We start from the raw sequence: 16,675 nt of genomic DNA, 5'->3' as shown, positions 1-16,675 counted from the left end.
CGATACTAGCGTCACCCTCGGTAAGAAACGTGCAGGCGGTTGACGCCGTTGATCCAGCCCGATCGAAGACGCTGCGGTTCATCGAGTTTGGCGATGTCGGGAATCTGGTCGGCGATCTCGTTGAAGATCAGCTTGATCTCCATGCGAGCCAGGTTGGCGCCGATGCAGTAGTGCGCGCCGTTGCCGCCGAACGCCAGATGCGGATTCGGGTCGCGCAGGACGTTGAACTCGAAGGGCCGGTCGAAGACCGCCTCGTCGTAGTTGGCCGAACTGTAGAACAGGCCGACGCGCTGGCCCTCGCGGACGCTGACGCCACCGACCTCGGTGTCGGCCTGCGCGGTCCGTTGAAAACAGTGGACCGGCGTGGCCCAGCGGACGATCTCGTCGACCGCGGTTTCAGGTCGTTCGCGTTTGAAGAGCTCCCACTGGTCGGGATTGTCGAAAAAGGCGTTCATGCCGTGCGTCATCGCATTGCGGGTGGTCTCGTTTCCGGCCACCGCGAGCAGGATGACGAAGAAGGCGAACTCGACGTCCTGCAGCGACTCACCCTCGAGGTCCGCCTGCACGAGACGGGTGACGATGTCGTCGGCCGGACACCGGCGCCGCTGTTCAGCCATCGTGTAGGCGTAGCCCATCAGCTCGGCGTTGGCGGCGACGTGGTCGGTCTCGAAATCCGGATCGTCCCAGTTCATGATGGCGTTGGTCCAGTGGAACAACTTCTCGCGATCAGCCTCGGGCACGCCGATCAGGTCGGCGATCGCGAGCAACGGCAGCCCCATCGCAATGTCGGCAACGAAGTCGCCGGTCTCCTTTTGTGCTGCGGCACGGACGATTTCGCGTGCCGCGACGGCCAGCTTTTCTTCCAGAGCCGCGACAGCCCTCGGTGTGAAAAGGCGCGACACGATCTTGCGTAGCCGGGTGTGCTCAGGCGCGTCGTGATTGATCAACAGCGCCTTGGTCAGCTCGAGTTGGTCCGAGGTGACCCCGTCGGGCAGGCGCATCACCGCGCCCTTGCGACTGGTCGACCACAGCTCACCGTTGCGTGAAATCGCCTTGATGTCTTCGTGGCGGCTGATCACCCAGTAGCCGCCGTCGTCGAAAACGGACTCCTGCTGCTCGTTCCACCACACCGGCGCGGTCTTGCGCAGTTCGGCGAACTCCGTGACGGGAATGCCCCGCACCAGGACGTCGGGATCGGTGAAGTCGTAGCCGGCACCGAACGGACATGTGCTCTGCGTCATACATTCGACCATACAGTGTCTTGTCAAGTGTATGGCCGCTGCGGCCCGCGGGCAGGGTTTAGGGTTGGCAGTTGTGCGAGTCCTGGTGATCGGATCCGGAGCCCGTGAACATGCGCTGCTGCTGGCGCTGCGTCGTGACCCGGAGGTCGAGACGCTGGCCGTCGCTCCCGGCAACGCGGGCACCGCGGTCATCGCCGACCAGTACGACGTCGACATCACCTCCGGAGACGCGGTGGCCACGTTGGCCCGGCGGATCGGGGCCGATCTCGTGGTGATCGGGCCCGAGGTGCCCCTGGTGCTCGGTGTCGCCGACGCGGTCCGCGGCGCAGGTATCGCCTGTTTCGGTCCGAGCAAGGACGCTGCGCGGATCGAAGGGTCGAAGTCGTTCGCCAAAGACGTGATGGCCGCCGCGGGCGTGCGCACTGCAACGAGCGAAATCGTCGACAATCCGGCCCACCTCGACGGTGCGCTCGACCGGTTCGGCCCGCCGGCAGGCGATAAGGCCTGGGTGGTCAAGGACGACGGCCTGGCCGCAGGCAAAGGGGTGGTCGTGACGGCCGATCGCTCGGCGGCGCGCGCGCACGCCGCCGGACTGCTCGACTCGGGGCACCCCGTGCTGCTCGAGTCGTTCCTCGACGGCCCCGAGGTGTCACTGTTCTGCGTCGTCGACGGCGAGGCCGTCGTGCCACTGCTGGCGGCGCAGGACTTCAAGCGTGTCGGCGACGACGACACCGGGCCGAATACCGGTGGTATGGGCGCCTACGCTCCGTTGCCGTGGCTGCCCGACGCCGTTGTGGCCCAGATCGTCGACGAGATCGTCAAACCCGTTGCCGCCGAACTTGTTGCGCGTGGCAGTTCATTCTCGGGGCTGCTGTACGCGGGTTTGGCCATCACGTCGCGAGGCCCGGCGGTCGTCGAGTTCAACTGCCGCTTCGGTGATCCGGAAACCCAAGCGGTGCTCGCCCTTCTGGAAACCCCGCTTGGGCAATTGCTGTACTCCGCGGCCATCGGTGATCTGGCCGGTGAGCCGGCGCTGCAATGGCGTGACGGATCGGCGGTGACCGTCGTGCTCGCCGCAGAGAACTACCCCGGCAGGCCCCGGGTGGGCGATGTGATCGTCGGGTCCGAAGCCGACGGGGTATTGCACGCAGGCACGTCCCGTCGCGAGGACGGCGCGATCGTCTCGTCCGGCGGTCGGGTTCTCTCGATCGTCGGCACAGGCGCCGACCTGACGGCCGCGCGTGAAGCGGCGTATGCGCTGATCAACTCGATTCGGTTGCCGGGCAGTCATTTTCGTGGCGACATCGGGCTGGCCGCGGCGGAGGGTCGGGTCTCGGTCTAGGCCGCCAGCAGCGGGGTCATCCAGGTCAACTCCGCCGGCAGTTGCGAACTCCAGAACGCGCCGTCGTGGCCGCCGGGGGAGAACCCGCCCGCCGGCGGATTGGGCAGCTGCGCGATGAACTTCCGGGTCGCCGAATAGAAGGGGTCGCTGTCGCCGCAGTCGATGCGCAGCGGAATGGAATTCAACGCCGGATCGCCCCACACGCTGTTTGCCTCGTAGTCTTCGGCGCCGTCGAACGCGCCCGGCGCGGCCGCGCCGGGCGACGTCCAGAGCGCCGGGCTGACCGCGCAGATGGCCGCGGTCCGCGGGGAACCCAAGCGCGACCCGAGCAGCAATGCGCCGTAGCCCCCCATCGACCACCCAAGAAACGCGACGCGTGAGGTGTCGATGTCCTGACTGCCCAGCATCGGGATCAGCTCGTCGAGGACCATGGCCCCCGAGTCCTCGCCGGACGCCCGCGCATGCCAGTAGCTTCCGCCGCCGTCGACCGCGACCACCGCGACAGGAGGTAGTCCGGCGGCGACCGCCTCGGCCAGACCTTGTTCGACGCCACCTGCCATCACGCCTGCAGCGTCCTGTCCCTTGCCGTGCAGCGCGATGATGGGTCGCAGCGGGGTGGTCTGCCCGGGCGGGCGCGCGATGGCCCAATTGGTCGAGACGCCACCGCGCGCGGCCGAGACGAAGGACCCGGTGGTGTAGGTCGGCGCCGCGGTCGCCGACGGGGCAAGCCGCACGGCGGCGACGCCCGCCGCTGCGCCGACCCCGAGGCGCAGAACTGTGCGACGACTCAGTTCGACCATGGCGGCCATCATGCCATCGGCTTCTCGGCGCTTCCGGGCGGTGTTTGGATGATCGCCAGGAAGACCGCGTCGTCGAGGGCAGCCTGATTAGGCGAAAGCGCAACGGCTGAACCATCCCGACTGGCAGCATGCTAGAGGTGACGGCAGCGGTCACTCCAAAAGGAGAACGGCGCAGGTATGCGCTGGTCAGTGCTGCTGCCGATCTGCTGTGCGAGGGCGGCTTCGACGCGGTCCGACATCGCGCCGTCGCTCGCCGCGCCGGCCTGCCGCTCGCGTCGACGACGTACTACTTCTCCTCTCTCGACGACTTGATCGCCAAGGCCGTCGCGCACGTCGGCGAGCGGGAGGCCGAACAGCTTCGGGTGCGGCTGGCCGGGCTGTCGCGGCGGCGGCGCGGAGCGGAGTCGACGGCTGATGTGTTGGTCGATCTGTTGGTGGGCGACGCGGTGGGGCAACGGGTCACCGAGCAGTTGATCTCCCGCTACGAGCGCTACATCGCGTGCGCGCGCCAACCGCTGCTGCGCGATATTCAGCGGCGCATCCTGCAGCAGCGCACCGACGCGGTCATCGAAGTGATCGAGCGATGCGGGCGGCGGGTGCGAACCGAATACCTCGCGGCACTGGTCAATGCCGTCGACGGTGCGGTGGTTGCGGCACTCGTCGGCGACGGTGACGGCCCGCGCGCCACAGCGCGCGCGACACTCATCGACGTGATAGACGTGTTGGCACCGGTCGATGAGCGAATTGCGCGGGTGTAAGCGGGGCGTGAGACAAGGAGGGCTATGAGTAAGGCCGACACCGTCGAACAGCAGCCAGAGCTGCGTCGGGTCATGGGTCCGGGACTACTGCTTCTGTTCGTTGTCGGCGACATCCTCGGCACCGGTGTCTACGCGCTGACGGGCGACGTGGCTTCCGAAGTCGGTGGCGCAGCGTGGCTTCCGTTTCTCGTCGCGTTTCTGATCGCGACCATCACGGCGTTCAGCTATCTGGAGCTGGTCACCAAGTACCCACAGGCAGCTGGCGCTGCGCTCTACGCACACAAAGCTTTTGGCGTTCAGTTCGTGACGTTCCTGGTGGCGTTCGTCGTGATGTGTTCGGGCATCACGTCGGCGTCGACGGCATCGCGTGCGTTCGCCGCCAACTTCGAGGAGGGGCTCACCGGGCTTGACATCGGTGGGGAATGGGGCACGGCCGGTGTGGTCGTCGTCGCGCTGCTGTTCATGCTGGTTCTTGCGCTGGTGAACCTGCGCGGTGTCACCGAAAGTCTGATTCTCAACGTCGTTTTGACGATCGTCGAGATCGCGGGCCTGGCGTTGGTCGTTCTGGTCGGGTTGTGGGCCTTCACCAAGGGCGGCGACGTCGACTTCTCACGGGTGGTGGCCTTCGACACGGCCGAGGACAAGAACGCGTTCATGGCGGTCACCTCCGCGACGTCGTTGGCCTTCTTCGCGATGGTCGGCTTCGAGGACTCGGTCAACATGGCCGAGGAGACCAAGGATCCGGTCAAGACCTTCCCGCGAATACTGTTGAGCGGTCTGACGATCGCCGGCATGGTTTACATTCTGGTGTCGATCGTGGCCGTCGCGCTGGTGCCGGTCGGCGAATTGGCGGCCAGCGACACCCCGCTGGTCGAGGTCGTGAAGGCGGGAGCGCCGGGCCTGCCGATCGAGAACATCCTGCCGTTCATCACGATGTTCGCGGTGTCCAACACCGCATTGATCAACATGTTGATGGCAAGCCGGCTGATTTACGGGATGGCTCGTCAGCACGTGCTGCCACCGGTGCTGGGGTCTGTCCATCCGAGGACGCGGACGCCGTGGGTGGCGATCATCTTCACCACGCTGATCGCGTTCGGGTTGATCTTTTATGTCACGGCGTTCGCCAACAGCAGCGCCATCACACTGCTGGGCGGCACCACGTCGCTGCTGCTGTTGGCGGTCTTCGCTGTGGTCAACGTCGCGGTGCTGGTGTTGCGGCGCGATGTCGTCGCGGCCGGCGGGCACTTCAAGACACCGACGGCACTGCCCGTGATCGGGTTCGTCCTCTCGCTGTATCTGGTGACACCGCTATCGGGTCGTCCTGCGCAGCAGTACATTCTGGCCGGGGTTCTCGTCGCGGTCGGCGTCGTGCTCTTCTTCCTCACGATGGCGATCAACCGTCAGCTCGGCATCAAGGGAGCGGGCATCCTCGACCCGACGCAGCTGGCCGAGAAGCCGGACTAGCCGCCCAGCTGCCTGCGGATAGCGGTCAGCTCGCGCTGGGCGCGCTCGATGAGCGACTGCACCTGCTCGAGACGGATGAGGACGTCGCCGGGTCCGGGCTCTGCAGCTGCACGCCGCGGGGCGACGCTGGGCGGCAGTGTCGGCGTCACGATGTATCCGGTTGCGAAGTCGCCGTAGATCGTCACGTCCTCGGGCCTGCGGTACCAGTACAGCGCGACGTATGCGCAGAGGACGGCGTCGACCGGATCCTCGTCGCGGTCGAGATGCGCCGGCCGCGTCGCGGCTTCGATGCGACGTCGCAACTCGACCCATGACACGTTGCGGTTCGCGCGCAGCCGAGGCGATCCGCCGTCGAGCCCCTCGATCAGTGACATCAATTTCAGTAGCGCGCGTTGGCGCTCTGCGAATTCGCCCTTCTTGTACTTCAGGATCTTCTTGAAGCCGAACAGCACGACCGTGGCCGGATGCGGGTAGACCTCGATGGCGCGCCGACTGGCCGCCGACGCGGGATCCATGTCGAGGCCCAGTGCGCTGGCGATGCGTGCGCCGCGGGGCGGATTGAATCGTGGGTTGCCGGTGTTCGCCGGGTACGCGCCCGCATCGAATCCTCGGAAGTCGCGGTTGTAGGCGGTTTCCGCGGGTCGATAACCGTCCGGGTTGTTGACGATCAGCGGAGCGTCGACGGCGACGAGACAGTCGGCACCGGTGAACGGGGCGATGGCGGCGGCGATGCTGTCGTCGTCCTGGGCCACCCCGACGTGCAGCAGCCGCCCGTCGGTGTCGATGGCCGCGACGCCGGTCTGGCTTTTCTCACCCCACGCGAGATCGAGTCCAACGAAGTGCATGGTGGCCACTGTGCCTTATCCGAGGTCTGCACCGCGGTCGTAAGCTGTGTGCTTGTGACGATCCCGAATGTGCTGGCCAATCGCTACGCCAGCGACGAGATGGTGGCCATATGGTCGCCGGAGGCCAAGGTCGTCGCCGAGCGTCGGCTGTGGCTGGCGGTGCTGCGCGCGCAAGCCGAACTCGGTGTCGATGTGCCCGCGGGCGTCGTCGACGACTACGAGCGGGTGCTCGAGGACGTCGACCTGGCCTCGATCGCGGCGCGCGAGCGGGTGCTGCGCCACGACGTCAAGGCGCGCATCGAGGAGTTCAACGCGCTGGCCGGCCACGAGCATGTGCACAAGGGCATGACGAGTCGCGACCTCACCGAGAACGTCGAGCAGTTGCAGATCCGCCGCTCCCTGGAACTGGCCTTCTCACACGGGGTGGCCGTCGTGGCCCGCCTCGCTGAGAGGGCCGTCGTGTACCGCGATCTGGTGATGGCCGGGCGCAGCCATAACGTCGCAGCGCAGGCCACCACGTTGGGCAAGCGGTTCGCCTCGGCCGCCGAGGAGATGCTGGTGGCGCTGACCCGGCTGCGCGAGCTCATCGACCGGTACCCGTTGCGCGGCGTCAAGGGTCCGATGGGCACTGCGCAGGACATGCTGGACCTGTTCGACGGCGACACCGAACGATTGGCGGATCTGGAGCGTCGGGTCGCCGAATTCCTCGGCTTCACAGACATTTTCACCAGCGTCGGCCAGGTCTACCCGCGGTCGCTGGACCACGATGTCGTCTCGGCTCTGGTTCAGGTCGGCGCGGGACCGTCCTCACTGGCGCACACCATCCGGTTGATGGCGGGCCATGAGCTCGTGACGGAGGGCTTCGCGCCCGGCCAGGTCGGATCGTCGGCGATGCCGCACAAGATGAACACGCGGTCGTGCGAGCGGGTGAACGGGCTGCAGGTGGTGCTGCGTGGGTACGCGTCGATGGCTGCCGAACTCGCCGGTGCGCAGTGGAACGAGGGCGACGTGTTCTGCTCGGTCGTGCGTCGTGTCGCTTTGCCGGACGCGTTCTTCGCGCTCGACGGTCAGACCGAGACGTTCCTGACGGTGCTTGACGAGTTCGGCGCGTATCCCGCTGTCATTCAACGCGAACTCGACCGCTATCTGCCGTTCCTTGCGACCACCCGGATCCTGATCGCAGCGGTGCGGGCGGGCGTCGGGCGCGAGACCGCGCATGAAGTCATCAAGGAGCATGCCGTCGCGGTGGCCTTGGCGATGCGCGAGAAGGGCCGAGAGCCCGATCTGCTGGACCGGTTGGCCGACGATCCGCGGCTGCCATTGGACCGGCCCGCGCTCGATGCCGCGCTGGCCGACAAGCAGGCCTTCACCGGAGCGGCCGGCGACCAGGTGGATCGGGTCGTCGGGGCGGTCGATGATCTGGTGGCCCGCCATCCGGAGGCGGCCAAGTACACGTCGGGTGCGATCTTGTGACATCGGCGGTCCTGGCGGAGATCGATTTCACCGATCTGGACAACTTCGCCAACGGCTTTCCGCATGACCTGTTCGAGATCCACCGTCGCGAAGCACCGGTGTACTGGCACGAACCCACCGAGCACACGCCCGACGGCGAGGGGTTCTGGTCCGTCGCGGGATACGCCGAAACGCTTGCGGTGCTCAAGGATCCCGCAACGTTCTCGTCGGTGACCGGTGGGAGCCGGCCGTACGGCGGAACCTTGCTGCAGGACCTGTCCGTCGCGGGTCAGGTGCTGAACATGATGGACGACCCGCGGCACTCGCACATCCGCCGGCTGGTGAGTTCGGGGCTGACGCCGCGCATGATCGCCCGCGTCGAGGACGATCTGCGGGCCCGCGCGTGTGGCCTCCTGGACGCGATCGAACCGGGCGAACCCATCGACTTCTTGGTGGACGTGGCGGCGGAGTTGCCGATGCAGATGATCTGCATCTTGCTGGGAGTGCCTGATTCCGAACGGCATTGGCTGTTCGAGGCCATCGAGCCGCAGTTCGACTTCGGCCGGGCCCGAAGCGCCGCGGTCTCGCAGCTGTCAGCCGAGGAAGCCGGCTCGCGCATGTACGACTACGGGCAAGAACTGATCGCCGCGAAGCGGGCGGACCCGACTGACGACATGTTGTCGATCGTCGCCAACGCGACATTGGACGACGAAGGCCTGTCCGACCTCGAGTTGTATCTGTTCTTCAGTCTGCTGTTCAGCGCGGGAGCAGAAACGACGCGCAACGCGGTGGCCGGCGGTCTGTTGGCATTGGCGTCTCATCCGGACCAGTTGCGCGCACTGCGTGAGGATTCGTCGTTGCTGCCGACGGCGGTGGAAGAGATGGTCCGGTGGACCTCGCCGTCGCCGTCCAAACGGCGCACGGCCACCTGTGTGACGTCGTTGGGCGGACACGAGATCGCGCCGGGGCAGAAGGTGCAGATCTGGGAGGGGTCGGCCAACCGCGACCGTTCGGTGTTCGCCGACCCGAACGCTTTCGACGTCGGCCGCAAACCGAACCCCCACTTGGGTTTCGGGCAGGGAGTGCACTACTGCCTTGGGGCGAACTTGGCTCGCCTCGAGTTGCGGGTGTTGTTCGAGGAACTGCTCAGCCGGTTCGGCTCGGTGTCGGTGGTGAAGCCTGTGGAGTGGACCCGCAGTAATCGGCACACGGGGATGCGGCATCTGGTGGTCGAGCTGCGAACGTGAAGCCCGACGTGTTCGCGGTGGTCATGGCGACCGGCATCGTGTCGATCGCGGCCGCGGATCACGAGTCGGTGCTGATCAGCGATGTCCTCGCTGTGCTCGCTGCGGTCGGGCTTCCCGCCCTGCTGGTGACTGCTTCGATTGTGTGGTCGCGGCGTCGGCCTGACGTGACCGACCCCGATGTGACGGTCCGGTTGTTCACGTTCGTGGCCGCATGCGCGGTGCTCGACAGCAGGGTGACGGCGAATCCCGTTGTGTTGTGGGTGTTGTCGGCGCTGGCGCTGATCGCGTGGATGCTGCTGGTCGTGTTGTTGACACGCAACTTCGTTGCGTGGTCGTGGACGGATCTTCAGCAGCGAGCGTGCGGTGCGTGGGAGCTGGCCAGTGTCGGCACCTCAGGTCTGGTGATCGTCGGCGTGCTGCTCGCGCGCCATACCGGCTGGCAGGTGGTGCTGGTCGTCTCGGCGGCGGTATGGCTGTTGGCAATCCTGACTTACGCGATGATGACCGCGTTGATACTCGGGCGTGCGTTCGCGGCGCGATTGGACCCCGAAGGGTTCGAACCCGACGCGTGGATTCTGATGGGCGGTCTGGCGATCGCGACGCTCGCGGGCGACCACCTGCACCGCGCGGGCATCGACGAGATGCGGATGGCGACCGTCGTGACATGGGTGCTGGCGACGGCGTGGCTGTTGCCGCTGTCGATCTTCGGATTGCGGCACATCCGGCGGGCCGAAGCGCGGCGCTTCGCCGGGGTGTGGTGGGCGATGGTGTTTCCGCTGGGCATGTACTCGGCGGCCACCTTCGCGACGGCGAACGAGACGGGCTGGTCCGGTTTGCGGACGATTTCGCTGGCGTTCTTCTGGATTGCGTTCGCGGCGTGGATGACCGTGACGGTCGCGGCGGCGCTGCGGCTCATTGCCTACGCTCGTGAGCATGGACGAAGGTGATGCGAAGCTCCGGATCTCCGACGCCGATCGGTCGCATGTGACCCGGCTGCTGGAACACGCCGTCGGCCAGGGCATGCTCACGCTCGACGAGTTCACCGAGCGGATGGATCAGACGCTGGCGGCGCGCACCCGAGGTGAGCTCAGTGAGGTCGTGGCCGATCTGCCCGGAATGGATCTGCTCCACCCGGTGGCGCCGGTGCCTGCGGTCGCCGAGCAGTTGCGGGGTCGGATGTCGACGGTGTCGCGGCGAGGACCGTGGAGGGTGCCGGCGCGGCTGGCGCTCAACACGCGGATGTGCGACACCACACTGGATTTCAGCAGCGCGATTCTGCAAAGCGCCTCCGTGGTCGTGGACATCGACGACTACTGCAGTTCGACGGAGTTGATTTTGCCCGACGGCGCGACCGCCGACCTCAACGGCCTCGAGACGATCGCGGGCAGCGCGACGCTGAAGGTTCCGCACGGCCCGCGGTCGCAGCGGTTGCATCTCGAGGTGCGCGGGAAAGTCCGAATGGGTTCGTTGACGGCGCGTTACGCCTTCGGCACCGCGTTTCGGCGCATGCTCGCCTGGCACTGAGCTAGCGGCGGATGCGCTGGACTCCCGCCGCACGCAACTCCAATGCGGCCAGGCCGCGAATTGCGACGCTGTCATAGCTCCGCCATGCGTTGACCGGATCGTCGTTGACGGCGACCAGCTTGGCCAGCGGCCGGTTGGCCAGGGCCCGCAGAGCCAGCAGCTGCTCACCCGCCGGGGTGGCGGCCAGCGTGATCGCGGTCCACTTACGCCGGAAGAACCGGATACGCAGGACCAGCCACGGCATCCCGACGAACAGGATCGGCGGGGCGGCCACCGCGATCGCCAGCACCCAGGCCAGCCACGACGCCGTCGTGTCGAGGCTGTGCCCGGCGCCGGCGATGTCCAGCGCGGCCTCGCTGGCAGCTCGCAACGGCTTGCTCAGCGCATCGCCGACGAGGGGGACGTCGTCGGTGCGATCGCCCGCGGTATCGAGGTTCTCCGACACCCCGTTGGCGCCGACCTCGACTTGACGGCCGACATCGGCGATCGTCGACACCGCGGCATGCACCGCCGTTCCGACCAGCACCCAGATGGCGGTCCAGACGAACACGGCGATGTCGCTGACTAGCTGGCCGAGCAAGCGGGCCGGTGTGGTGGCATATGGCAGATACCGGGAGTTCATGGACTAGATCAAACACAATAAGCTGGCCCGATGCGCCCCGCTCTGTCCGACTATCAACACTTGGCCAGCGGCAAGGTTCGCGAGCTGTATCGGATCGACGACGAACACCTGCTCTTCGTCGCCACCGATCGCATCTCGGCCTACGACTTCATTCTCGACACCCAGATCCCGGACAAGGGTCGGATCCTGACCGCGATGAGCGTCTTCTTCTTCGATTACCTGAGTCGGTCGGCAGACGTGCCCAACCACCTGGCCGGTCCACCCGACGACGAGCGCATCCCCACCGAAGTTCTCGGCCGGGCCCTTGTCGTCCAGCAGCTCGAGATGATGCCGGTCGAATGTGTGGCCCGCGGCTACCTGACCGGCTCCGGCCTGATCGACTACCAGAAGACCGGCGAACTGTGTGGGCACACGCTGCCCGCCGGTCTTGCCGAGGCCAGCAAGTTCGACGAGCCGTTGTTCACGCCCGCGACCAAAGCCGAACTCGGACAACATGATGAGAACATCACTTTCGAAGACGTGGTGGGCCTGGTCGGTGAGCAGCGCGCCGATCAGCTCCGCGAACTCACACTCAAGACCTATGGCCGCGGCGCCGAACACGCGTTGAGCAACGGGATCATCGTTGCCGACACCAAGTTCGAGTTCGGTGCCGACAAGCAGGGCGACTTGAGACTCGCCGACGAGGTCTTCACTCCCGACTCGAGCAGATACTGGCGCGCCGACGACTGGCAGGAAGGTGTTGTGCAGCAGAGCTTTGACAAGCAGTTCGTCCGCAACTGGCTCACCAGCCCGGACTCCGGGTGGGACCGGCACGGCACCACCCCTCCACCGCCCCTGCCGCCCGACATCGTCGAGGCGACTCGGGCGCGGTATATCGAGGCCTACGAGAGCATTTCCGGTCTGAAGTTCGACGGCTGGATCGGCGGATGAAGCCACCGGTTGCCAAGCGCGTCGAGCACCGGCGAGAGCACCACGGCGACGTCTTCGTCGACCACTACGAGTGGCTGCGCGAGAAGACGAATGCAGAGGTCGTCGACTACCTCAACGCTGAGAACGACTACACCACCCACGCCACCGAACATCTGGCGCCGTTGCGGCAGAAGATCTTCGACGAGATCAAGGCCCGCACCAAGGAGACCGACCTCTCGGTGCCCACGCGCCGCGACTCGTGGTGGTACTACGGCCGCAGCTTCGAGGGCAAGCAGTACAGCGTGCACTGCCGTTGTCCGATAGCCGATCCCGACGACTGGACGCCGCCGGTGCTCGACGAAGATGTCGACATCGCAGGTGAACAGGTACTGCTCGACGAGAACGTCGAGGCCGAGGGCCACGACTTCTTCGCGCTCGGTGCCGCCTCGGTGAGCTTGGACGGCAACGTGCTCGCCTTCTCCACCGACACCACCGGTGACGAGCGCTACACATTGCGGTTCAAGGACTTACGCACCGGTGAGCTCTACGACGACCAGGTCGTCGGCATCGGCCCCGGCGTCACCTGGGCGGCCGACAACCGGACCGTCTACTACAGCACGGTCGACGAGGCCTGGCGCCCGGACACCATCTGGCGTCACCGCATCGGCTCCGGGTTACCGGCGCAGAAGGTCTATCACGAACCCAACGAACGGTTCTGGCTCGCGGTCGGCCGCACCCGCAGCGACAAGTACGTGCTCATCGCGGCGGGCAGCGCCGTCACGTCCGAGGTGCGCTACGGCGACGCAACCGACCCGGAAACCGAGTTCACCCCCGTGTGGCCTCGCCGCGAACTGGTCGAGTACTCCGTCGAGCACGCTGTTGTGGGTGGCGAGGACCGCTTCCTGATCCTGCACAACGACGGCGCGGAGAATTTCACGCTCGTCGAGGCCCCCGTCGGTGACCCGACGCAGGTGCGCACGCTGATCGAGCACCGCGACGACGTGCGACTGGACTCGGTCGACGCATTCGAGGGTCACCTCGTCGTCAGCTACCGCAGCGAGGCACTGCCGAAGATCCAGCTGTGGCCCATCTATGCCGACGGGAACTACGGCCGGCCCGAAGACTTCACCTTCGAATCCGAGTTGATGTCGGCGGGTCTGGGCGGCAACCCGAACTGGAGCGCTCCCAAACTGCGTATCGGTGCGACATCGTTCGTCACGCCGGTGCGGATCTACGACGTCGACCTCGCCACGGGTGAGCGCACCCTGCTGCGTGAGCAGCCGGTGCTCGGCGACTATCGGCCCGAAGACTACGTCGAGCGCCGCGACTGGGCCGTCGCCGCCGACGGCGCGCGGGTGCCGATCTCGATCGTCCATCGCATCGGTCTGCAGTTCCCGGCGCCGCTGCTGCTCTACGGTTACGGCGCCTATGAGGCGTGCGAGGATCCGAGGTTCTCGATCGCCCGGCTCTCGCTGCTGGACCGCGGCATGGTCTTCGCAGTCGCTCATGTGCGCGGTGGCGGTGAGCTGGGCCGGCCGTGGTACGAGCACGGCAAAATGCTGGAGAAGCGCAACACCTTCACCGACTTCATCGCCGTGGCAAGTCATCTCGTCACCACCGACGTCACCCGCCCGGAAAACCTTGTCATTCTCGGTGGCAGTGCGGGCGGCCTTCTGGTGGGCGCGGTCGCCAACATGGCGCCCGAGCTTTTCGCCGGTGTCCTGGCGCAGGTGCCGTTCGTCGATGCGCTCACGACGATTCTGGACCCTTCGCTGCCGTTGACGGTGACCGAGTGGGACGAGTGGGGAAATCCGCTGGAGGACAGCACCGTCTACGAGTACATGAAGTCGTACTCGCCCTACGAGAACGTCGATACCAGGAACTATCCGCCGATACTGGCGATGACCTCACTCAACGACACTCGCGTGTACTACGTCGAGCCCGCAAAATGGGTTGCGGCACTGAGGTATGCGAACCCGGACGCCAATCGCATCCTGCTCAAGACCGAGATGAACGCCGGCCACGGTGGCATCAGCGGCCGCTACGAGCGGTGGAAGGAAACGGCGTTCATGTACGCATGGCTGCTAGATGCTGCCAAGGCAGATCACGAGATCGGCCCGTGAACAGCGGCCTGTTCAAGCCGTCTGCGGGCGTCCGGCCATTCAGGGCGCCGACCGTCGGAGACTCTCCAGAAGGTGAACACCGAGCTGGCCATCTTCGTGCGGAACCTGGCCATCGTTTCTGCGTGCGGTGCAGTAGCGACAGCCGAATCGAGGGCCTGGCGATCCTGCCAAGCCGAAAGCGTGTAGAACGTCTTTCGCAGCGGCTGGGCGATCAGGGATACGCCGATCACACCCGGCGAGGCGAGCATCTGCTGGCGAACCCGCAGGGCTGCCACGAGGAACATCGGCACATCTCGCCGCTTCTTCAGCTCAAAGCGTGAGGCCATGACCAAGGCATCTTGTCCGTCGCATGCGGTGTCTGCAGGCGTGGTCCACGGGAGAGTCGCCACAACGGCACCTCCTTCGTCGTAATCTAGTCAGTGACAAGATGACACGCTAGGCGATGATCTAGTCAGTGTCAAGATTGCCGGAGTATGATCGCGCCCATGGCCCGGACCTCGTATCACCACGGCGACTTGAAGGCCGTCATCCTGGCCCAGGCCGCCGCCCTGGTGGCCGAGCGCGGCGCGGACGGAATCTCGTTGCGCGAGCTGGCCCGTGCCGCCGGGGTGTCGCACGCCGCGCCCGCACACCACTTCACCGACCGCCGCGGGTTGTTCACCGCGCTCGCGGCCGAAGGCTGGCGACTGTTGGCCGCCGCGCTGAAAGACGCGAGGCCCGACTTCATCGATGCCGCGCTGGCCTACGTGCGCTTCGCGATCGACCACCCCGGTCACTACGCGGTGATGTTCGATCGCTCGCTCATCAACCGTGAGGACCCGGAGCTGATTGCCGCGGTCGGAGCCGCGGGGAGCGAGCTCGCACAAGGTGTCGGAACGCTCGACGACGCGCGCGCCACCAAGGATCCGCAGGCGGCTGCGCTGGCGGCATGGTCACTGGTACACGGCTTTTCACTGCTGTGGCTCAATAAGGCCATCGACAACGACACTGATCCGATCGCGACGGTGCACCGAGTTGCGGGGATGCTGTTCAAGAGCGAGTAGCGTGCTGGTGATGACCGATACACCGCTCACCGACATCGCTGTGACCACCCTCGACGGCCGCGACACCACTTTGGGCGAGCTGGCCGACGGCGCCGCACTGGTCGTCAACGTCGCCTCCAAGTGCGGTCTCACCCCGCAGTACGCCGCGCTGGAGCAGTTGGCCAAGGACTACGGCGAGCGGGGGCTGACAGTGATCGGCGTTCCGTGCAACCAGTTCATGGGTCAGGAGCCGGGCTCTGCCGAGGAAATTCAGACCTTCTGCTCGACGACCTACGGCGTGACGTTCCCGCTGCTGGAGAAAACCGACGTCAACGGCGCGGATCGACATCCTTTGTACGCCGAGTTGACCAAGACGCCCGATGACGGCGGCGAGGCCGGCGACATCCAGTGGAATTTCGAGAAGTTCCTGCTCGCGCCCGGCGGAACGGTCGTCAAGAGGTTCCGTCCGCGCACCGAACCCGACGCCCCCGAGGTGATCGCGGCCATCGAGGACGTCCTGCCCCGGTAGCCTGGGCACGCGATGGCCAACTGGCGACCACGTGTTGGAAACCGTTGCGACACCTGAAGTTGCCACACTGATCGGGTGGCTGGACAACTGATCGTCTCGATCTCGGGCATCAGCGAACGCACTCTGCCCGAGGTCCGAGACTTCTGCGCACATCTCGACGCGCGTGATGTGCCGGTGTCGTTCCTGGTGGCCCCGCGACTCAAGGGTGGCTATCGCCTCGACGATGACGCTCCCACCGTCGATTGGCTCACCGCGCGCCGCCGGGCGGGTGACGCCGTCGTCCTGCACGGATTCGACGAGGCCGCCACCAAGAAGCGACGTGGTGAGTTCGCGACCCTGCCCGCGCACGAGGCCAATCTGCGGCTGATGGCCGCCGATCGTGTGATGGAACACCTCGGGCTGCGAACCCGCCTGTTCGCCGCGCCGGGGTGGACAGTCTCGCATGGAACCGTGACTGCGCTGCCACGCAACGGCTTTCGTTTACTCGCGGCGCTCAGCGACATCACCGACCTGGTCCGCGGTACGACGACGCGGTCCCGGGTGCTCGGCATCGGCGAGGCCTTCCTCAGCGAGCCGTGGTGGTGTCGCACGCTGGTGTTGTCCGCCGAGCGGACCGCGCGCCGTGACGGCATCGTCCGGGTGGCCGTGGCGGCACGTCATCTGCGACGGCCGGGCCCGCGGCAGGCGATGCTCGACGCGGTCGATTTGTCGCTGATGCACCAGTGCGAGCCGACGGTCTACGACTGGACGCCGCGCATCGCGCTGACCGAGGCTGCGTAGGGATCGCCCGCTAACGT

17 protein-coding genes are annotated in these 16,675 nt (G+C 66.3%); 12 read left to right on the top strand and 5 right to left on the bottom strand.

Annotation, left to right across the window (positions count from 1 at the left end):
- Positions 1–11: 11 nt before the first annotated feature.
- Positions 12–1,241 carry a cytochrome P450 gene (locus tag N4S67_RS04685; RefSeq protein ID WP_260991733.1) on the bottom strand — a complete coding sequence of 410 codons (1,230 nt, stop codon included), beginning with the start codon at positions 1,239–1,241 and terminating at the stop codon, positions 12–14.
- A gap of 73 nt (positions 1,242–1,314) precedes the next feature.
- Here N4S67_RS04685 and purD point away from each other — a divergent pair, with 73 nt between their 5' ends.
- Positions 1,315–2,583 carry a phosphoribosylamine--glycine ligase gene (gene purD / locus N4S67_RS04680; RefSeq protein WP_260992058.1) on the top strand — a complete coding sequence of 423 codons (1,269 nt, stop codon included), beginning with the start codon at positions 1,315–1,317 and terminating at the stop codon, positions 2,581–2,583.
- On the opposite strand, the gene N4S67_RS04675 is transcribed toward purD, so the two are convergent.
- A complete protein-coding gene (locus tag N4S67_RS04675) occupies positions 2,580–3,392 on the bottom strand; it encodes an alpha/beta hydrolase (protein ID WP_390893248.1) in 813 nt (270 codons plus the stop codon). The two genes, purD and N4S67_RS04675, sit on opposite strands and share 4 nt — an antisense overlap.
- 119 nt (positions 3,393–3,511) lie before the next feature.
- On the opposite strand from N4S67_RS04675, the gene N4S67_RS04670 reads away from it, so the two are divergent.
- Together N4S67_RS04670 and N4S67_RS04665 are read left to right on the top strand one after the other, a co-directional pair.
- Entirely contained in the window at positions 3,512–4,141 is a 630-nt protein-coding gene (locus N4S67_RS04670; protein ID WP_260991731.1) for a TetR/AcrR family transcriptional regulator, read from the top strand.
- Positions 4,142–4,165: 24 nt separating this feature from the next.
- The gene (locus N4S67_RS04665) at positions 4,166–5,605 is read left to right on the top strand and encodes an APC family permease (protein ID WP_260991730.1); all 1,440 of its coding nucleotides are present in this window, start codon (positions 4,166–4,168) and stop codon (positions 5,603–5,605) included.
- Here the strand turns inward: N4S67_RS04665 and N4S67_RS04660 are convergent.
- Positions 5,602–6,450 carry a DUF429 domain-containing protein gene (locus N4S67_RS04660; RefSeq protein WP_313959926.1) on the bottom strand — a complete coding sequence of 283 codons (849 nt, stop codon included), beginning with the start codon at positions 6,448–6,450 and terminating at the stop codon, positions 5,602–5,604. The two genes, N4S67_RS04665 and N4S67_RS04660, sit on opposite strands and share 4 nt — an antisense overlap.
- Positions 6,451–6,504: 54 nt before the next feature.
- Here N4S67_RS04660 and purB point away from each other — a divergent pair, with 54 nt between their 5' ends.
- Genes purB through N4S67_RS04640 form a run of 4 tightly spaced genes read left to right on the top strand, consistent with a single transcriptional unit; the run spans position 6,505 to position 10,673 of the window.
- Positions 6,505–7,923: an adenylosuccinate lyase gene (purB, locus tag N4S67_RS04655; RefSeq protein ID WP_260991729.1), complete on the top strand. Its 1,419-nt coding sequence runs from the start codon at positions 6,505–6,507 to the stop codon at positions 7,921–7,923.
- Complete coding sequence (locus N4S67_RS04650; RefSeq protein ID WP_260991728.1) at positions 7,920–9,149, top strand: cytochrome P450; 1,230 nt, start codon at positions 7,920–7,922, stop codon at positions 9,147–9,149. Before purB ends, N4S67_RS04650 begins: the two co-directional genes overlap by 4 nt.
- Positions 9,146–10,096, top strand: a complete 951-nt coding sequence (locus N4S67_RS04645; RefSeq protein WP_313959925.1) for a tellurite resistance/C4-dicarboxylate transporter family protein — start codon at positions 9,146–9,148, stop codon at positions 10,094–10,096. Before N4S67_RS04650 ends, N4S67_RS04645 begins: the two co-directional genes overlap by 4 nt.
- Positions 10,083–10,673: a DUF1707 SHOCT-like domain-containing protein gene (locus N4S67_RS04640; RefSeq protein ID WP_260991727.1), complete on the top strand. Its 591-nt coding sequence runs from the start codon at positions 10,083–10,085 to the stop codon at positions 10,671–10,673. The genes N4S67_RS04645 and N4S67_RS04640 overlap by 14 nt, the downstream gene beginning before the upstream one ends.
- A 1-nt stretch (position 10,674) precedes the next feature.
- On the opposite strand, the gene N4S67_RS04635 is transcribed toward N4S67_RS04640, so the two are convergent.
- A complete protein-coding gene (locus tag N4S67_RS04635) occupies positions 10,675–11,295 on the bottom strand; it encodes a hypothetical protein (protein ID WP_260991726.1) in 621 nt (206 codons plus the stop codon).
- A 30-nt stretch (positions 11,296–11,325) separates the two neighbouring features.
- Here N4S67_RS04635 and N4S67_RS04630 point away from each other — a divergent pair, with 30 nt between their 5' ends.
- Together N4S67_RS04630 and N4S67_RS04625 are read left to right on the top strand one after the other, a co-directional pair.
- The gene (locus tag N4S67_RS04630) at positions 11,326–12,225 is read left to right on the top strand and encodes a phosphoribosylaminoimidazolesuccinocarboxamide synthase (RefSeq protein ID WP_260991725.1); all 900 of its coding nucleotides are present in this window, start codon (positions 11,326–11,328) and stop codon (positions 12,223–12,225) included.
- Entirely contained in the window at positions 12,222–14,327 is a 2,106-nt protein-coding gene (locus N4S67_RS04625) for a S9 family peptidase (protein WP_260991724.1), read from the top strand. The genes N4S67_RS04630 and N4S67_RS04625 overlap by 4 nt, the downstream gene beginning before the upstream one ends.
- Here the strand turns inward: N4S67_RS04625 and N4S67_RS04620 are convergent.
- Positions 14,309–14,653 (bottom strand): DUF3291 domain-containing protein, encoded by a 345-nt coding sequence (locus tag N4S67_RS04620; protein ID WP_260991723.1) that lies wholly within the window; start codon positions 14,651–14,653, stop codon positions 14,309–14,311. The genes N4S67_RS04625 and N4S67_RS04620 overlap by 19 nt on opposite strands.
- A gap of 159 nt (positions 14,654–14,812) precedes the next feature.
- Between N4S67_RS04620 and N4S67_RS04615 the strand changes: the two genes are divergently transcribed.
- The 3 genes from N4S67_RS04615 (at position 14,813) to N4S67_RS04605 (ending at position 16,658) form a co-directional block, all read left to right on the top strand.
- Entirely contained in the window at positions 14,813–15,370 is a 558-nt protein-coding gene (locus N4S67_RS04615) for a TetR/AcrR family transcriptional regulator (protein WP_260991722.1), read from the top strand.
- A 10-nt stretch (positions 15,371–15,380) separates the two neighbouring features.
- Positions 15,381–15,878 (top strand): glutathione peroxidase, encoded by a 498-nt coding sequence (locus N4S67_RS04610; RefSeq protein ID WP_260991721.1) that lies wholly within the window; start codon positions 15,381–15,383, stop codon positions 15,876–15,878.
- Positions 15,879–15,953: 75 nt separating this feature from the next.
- Positions 15,954–16,658 carry a DUF2334 domain-containing protein gene (locus tag N4S67_RS04605; RefSeq protein WP_260991720.1) on the top strand — a complete coding sequence of 235 codons (705 nt, stop codon included), beginning with the start codon at positions 15,954–15,956 and terminating at the stop codon, positions 16,656–16,658.
- Positions 16,659–16,675 lie beyond the last annotated feature (17 nt).

The sequence above is a fragment of the Mycobacterium deserti genome (genome assembly GCF_025345615.1).
Classification (GTDB): domain Bacteria; phylum Actinomycetota; class Actinomycetes; order Mycobacteriales; family Mycobacteriaceae; genus Mycobacterium; species Mycobacterium deserti.
The sequence above is the reverse complement of the archived record's forward strand: the minus strand, read 5'-3'. Positions and strand labels throughout refer to the sequence as shown.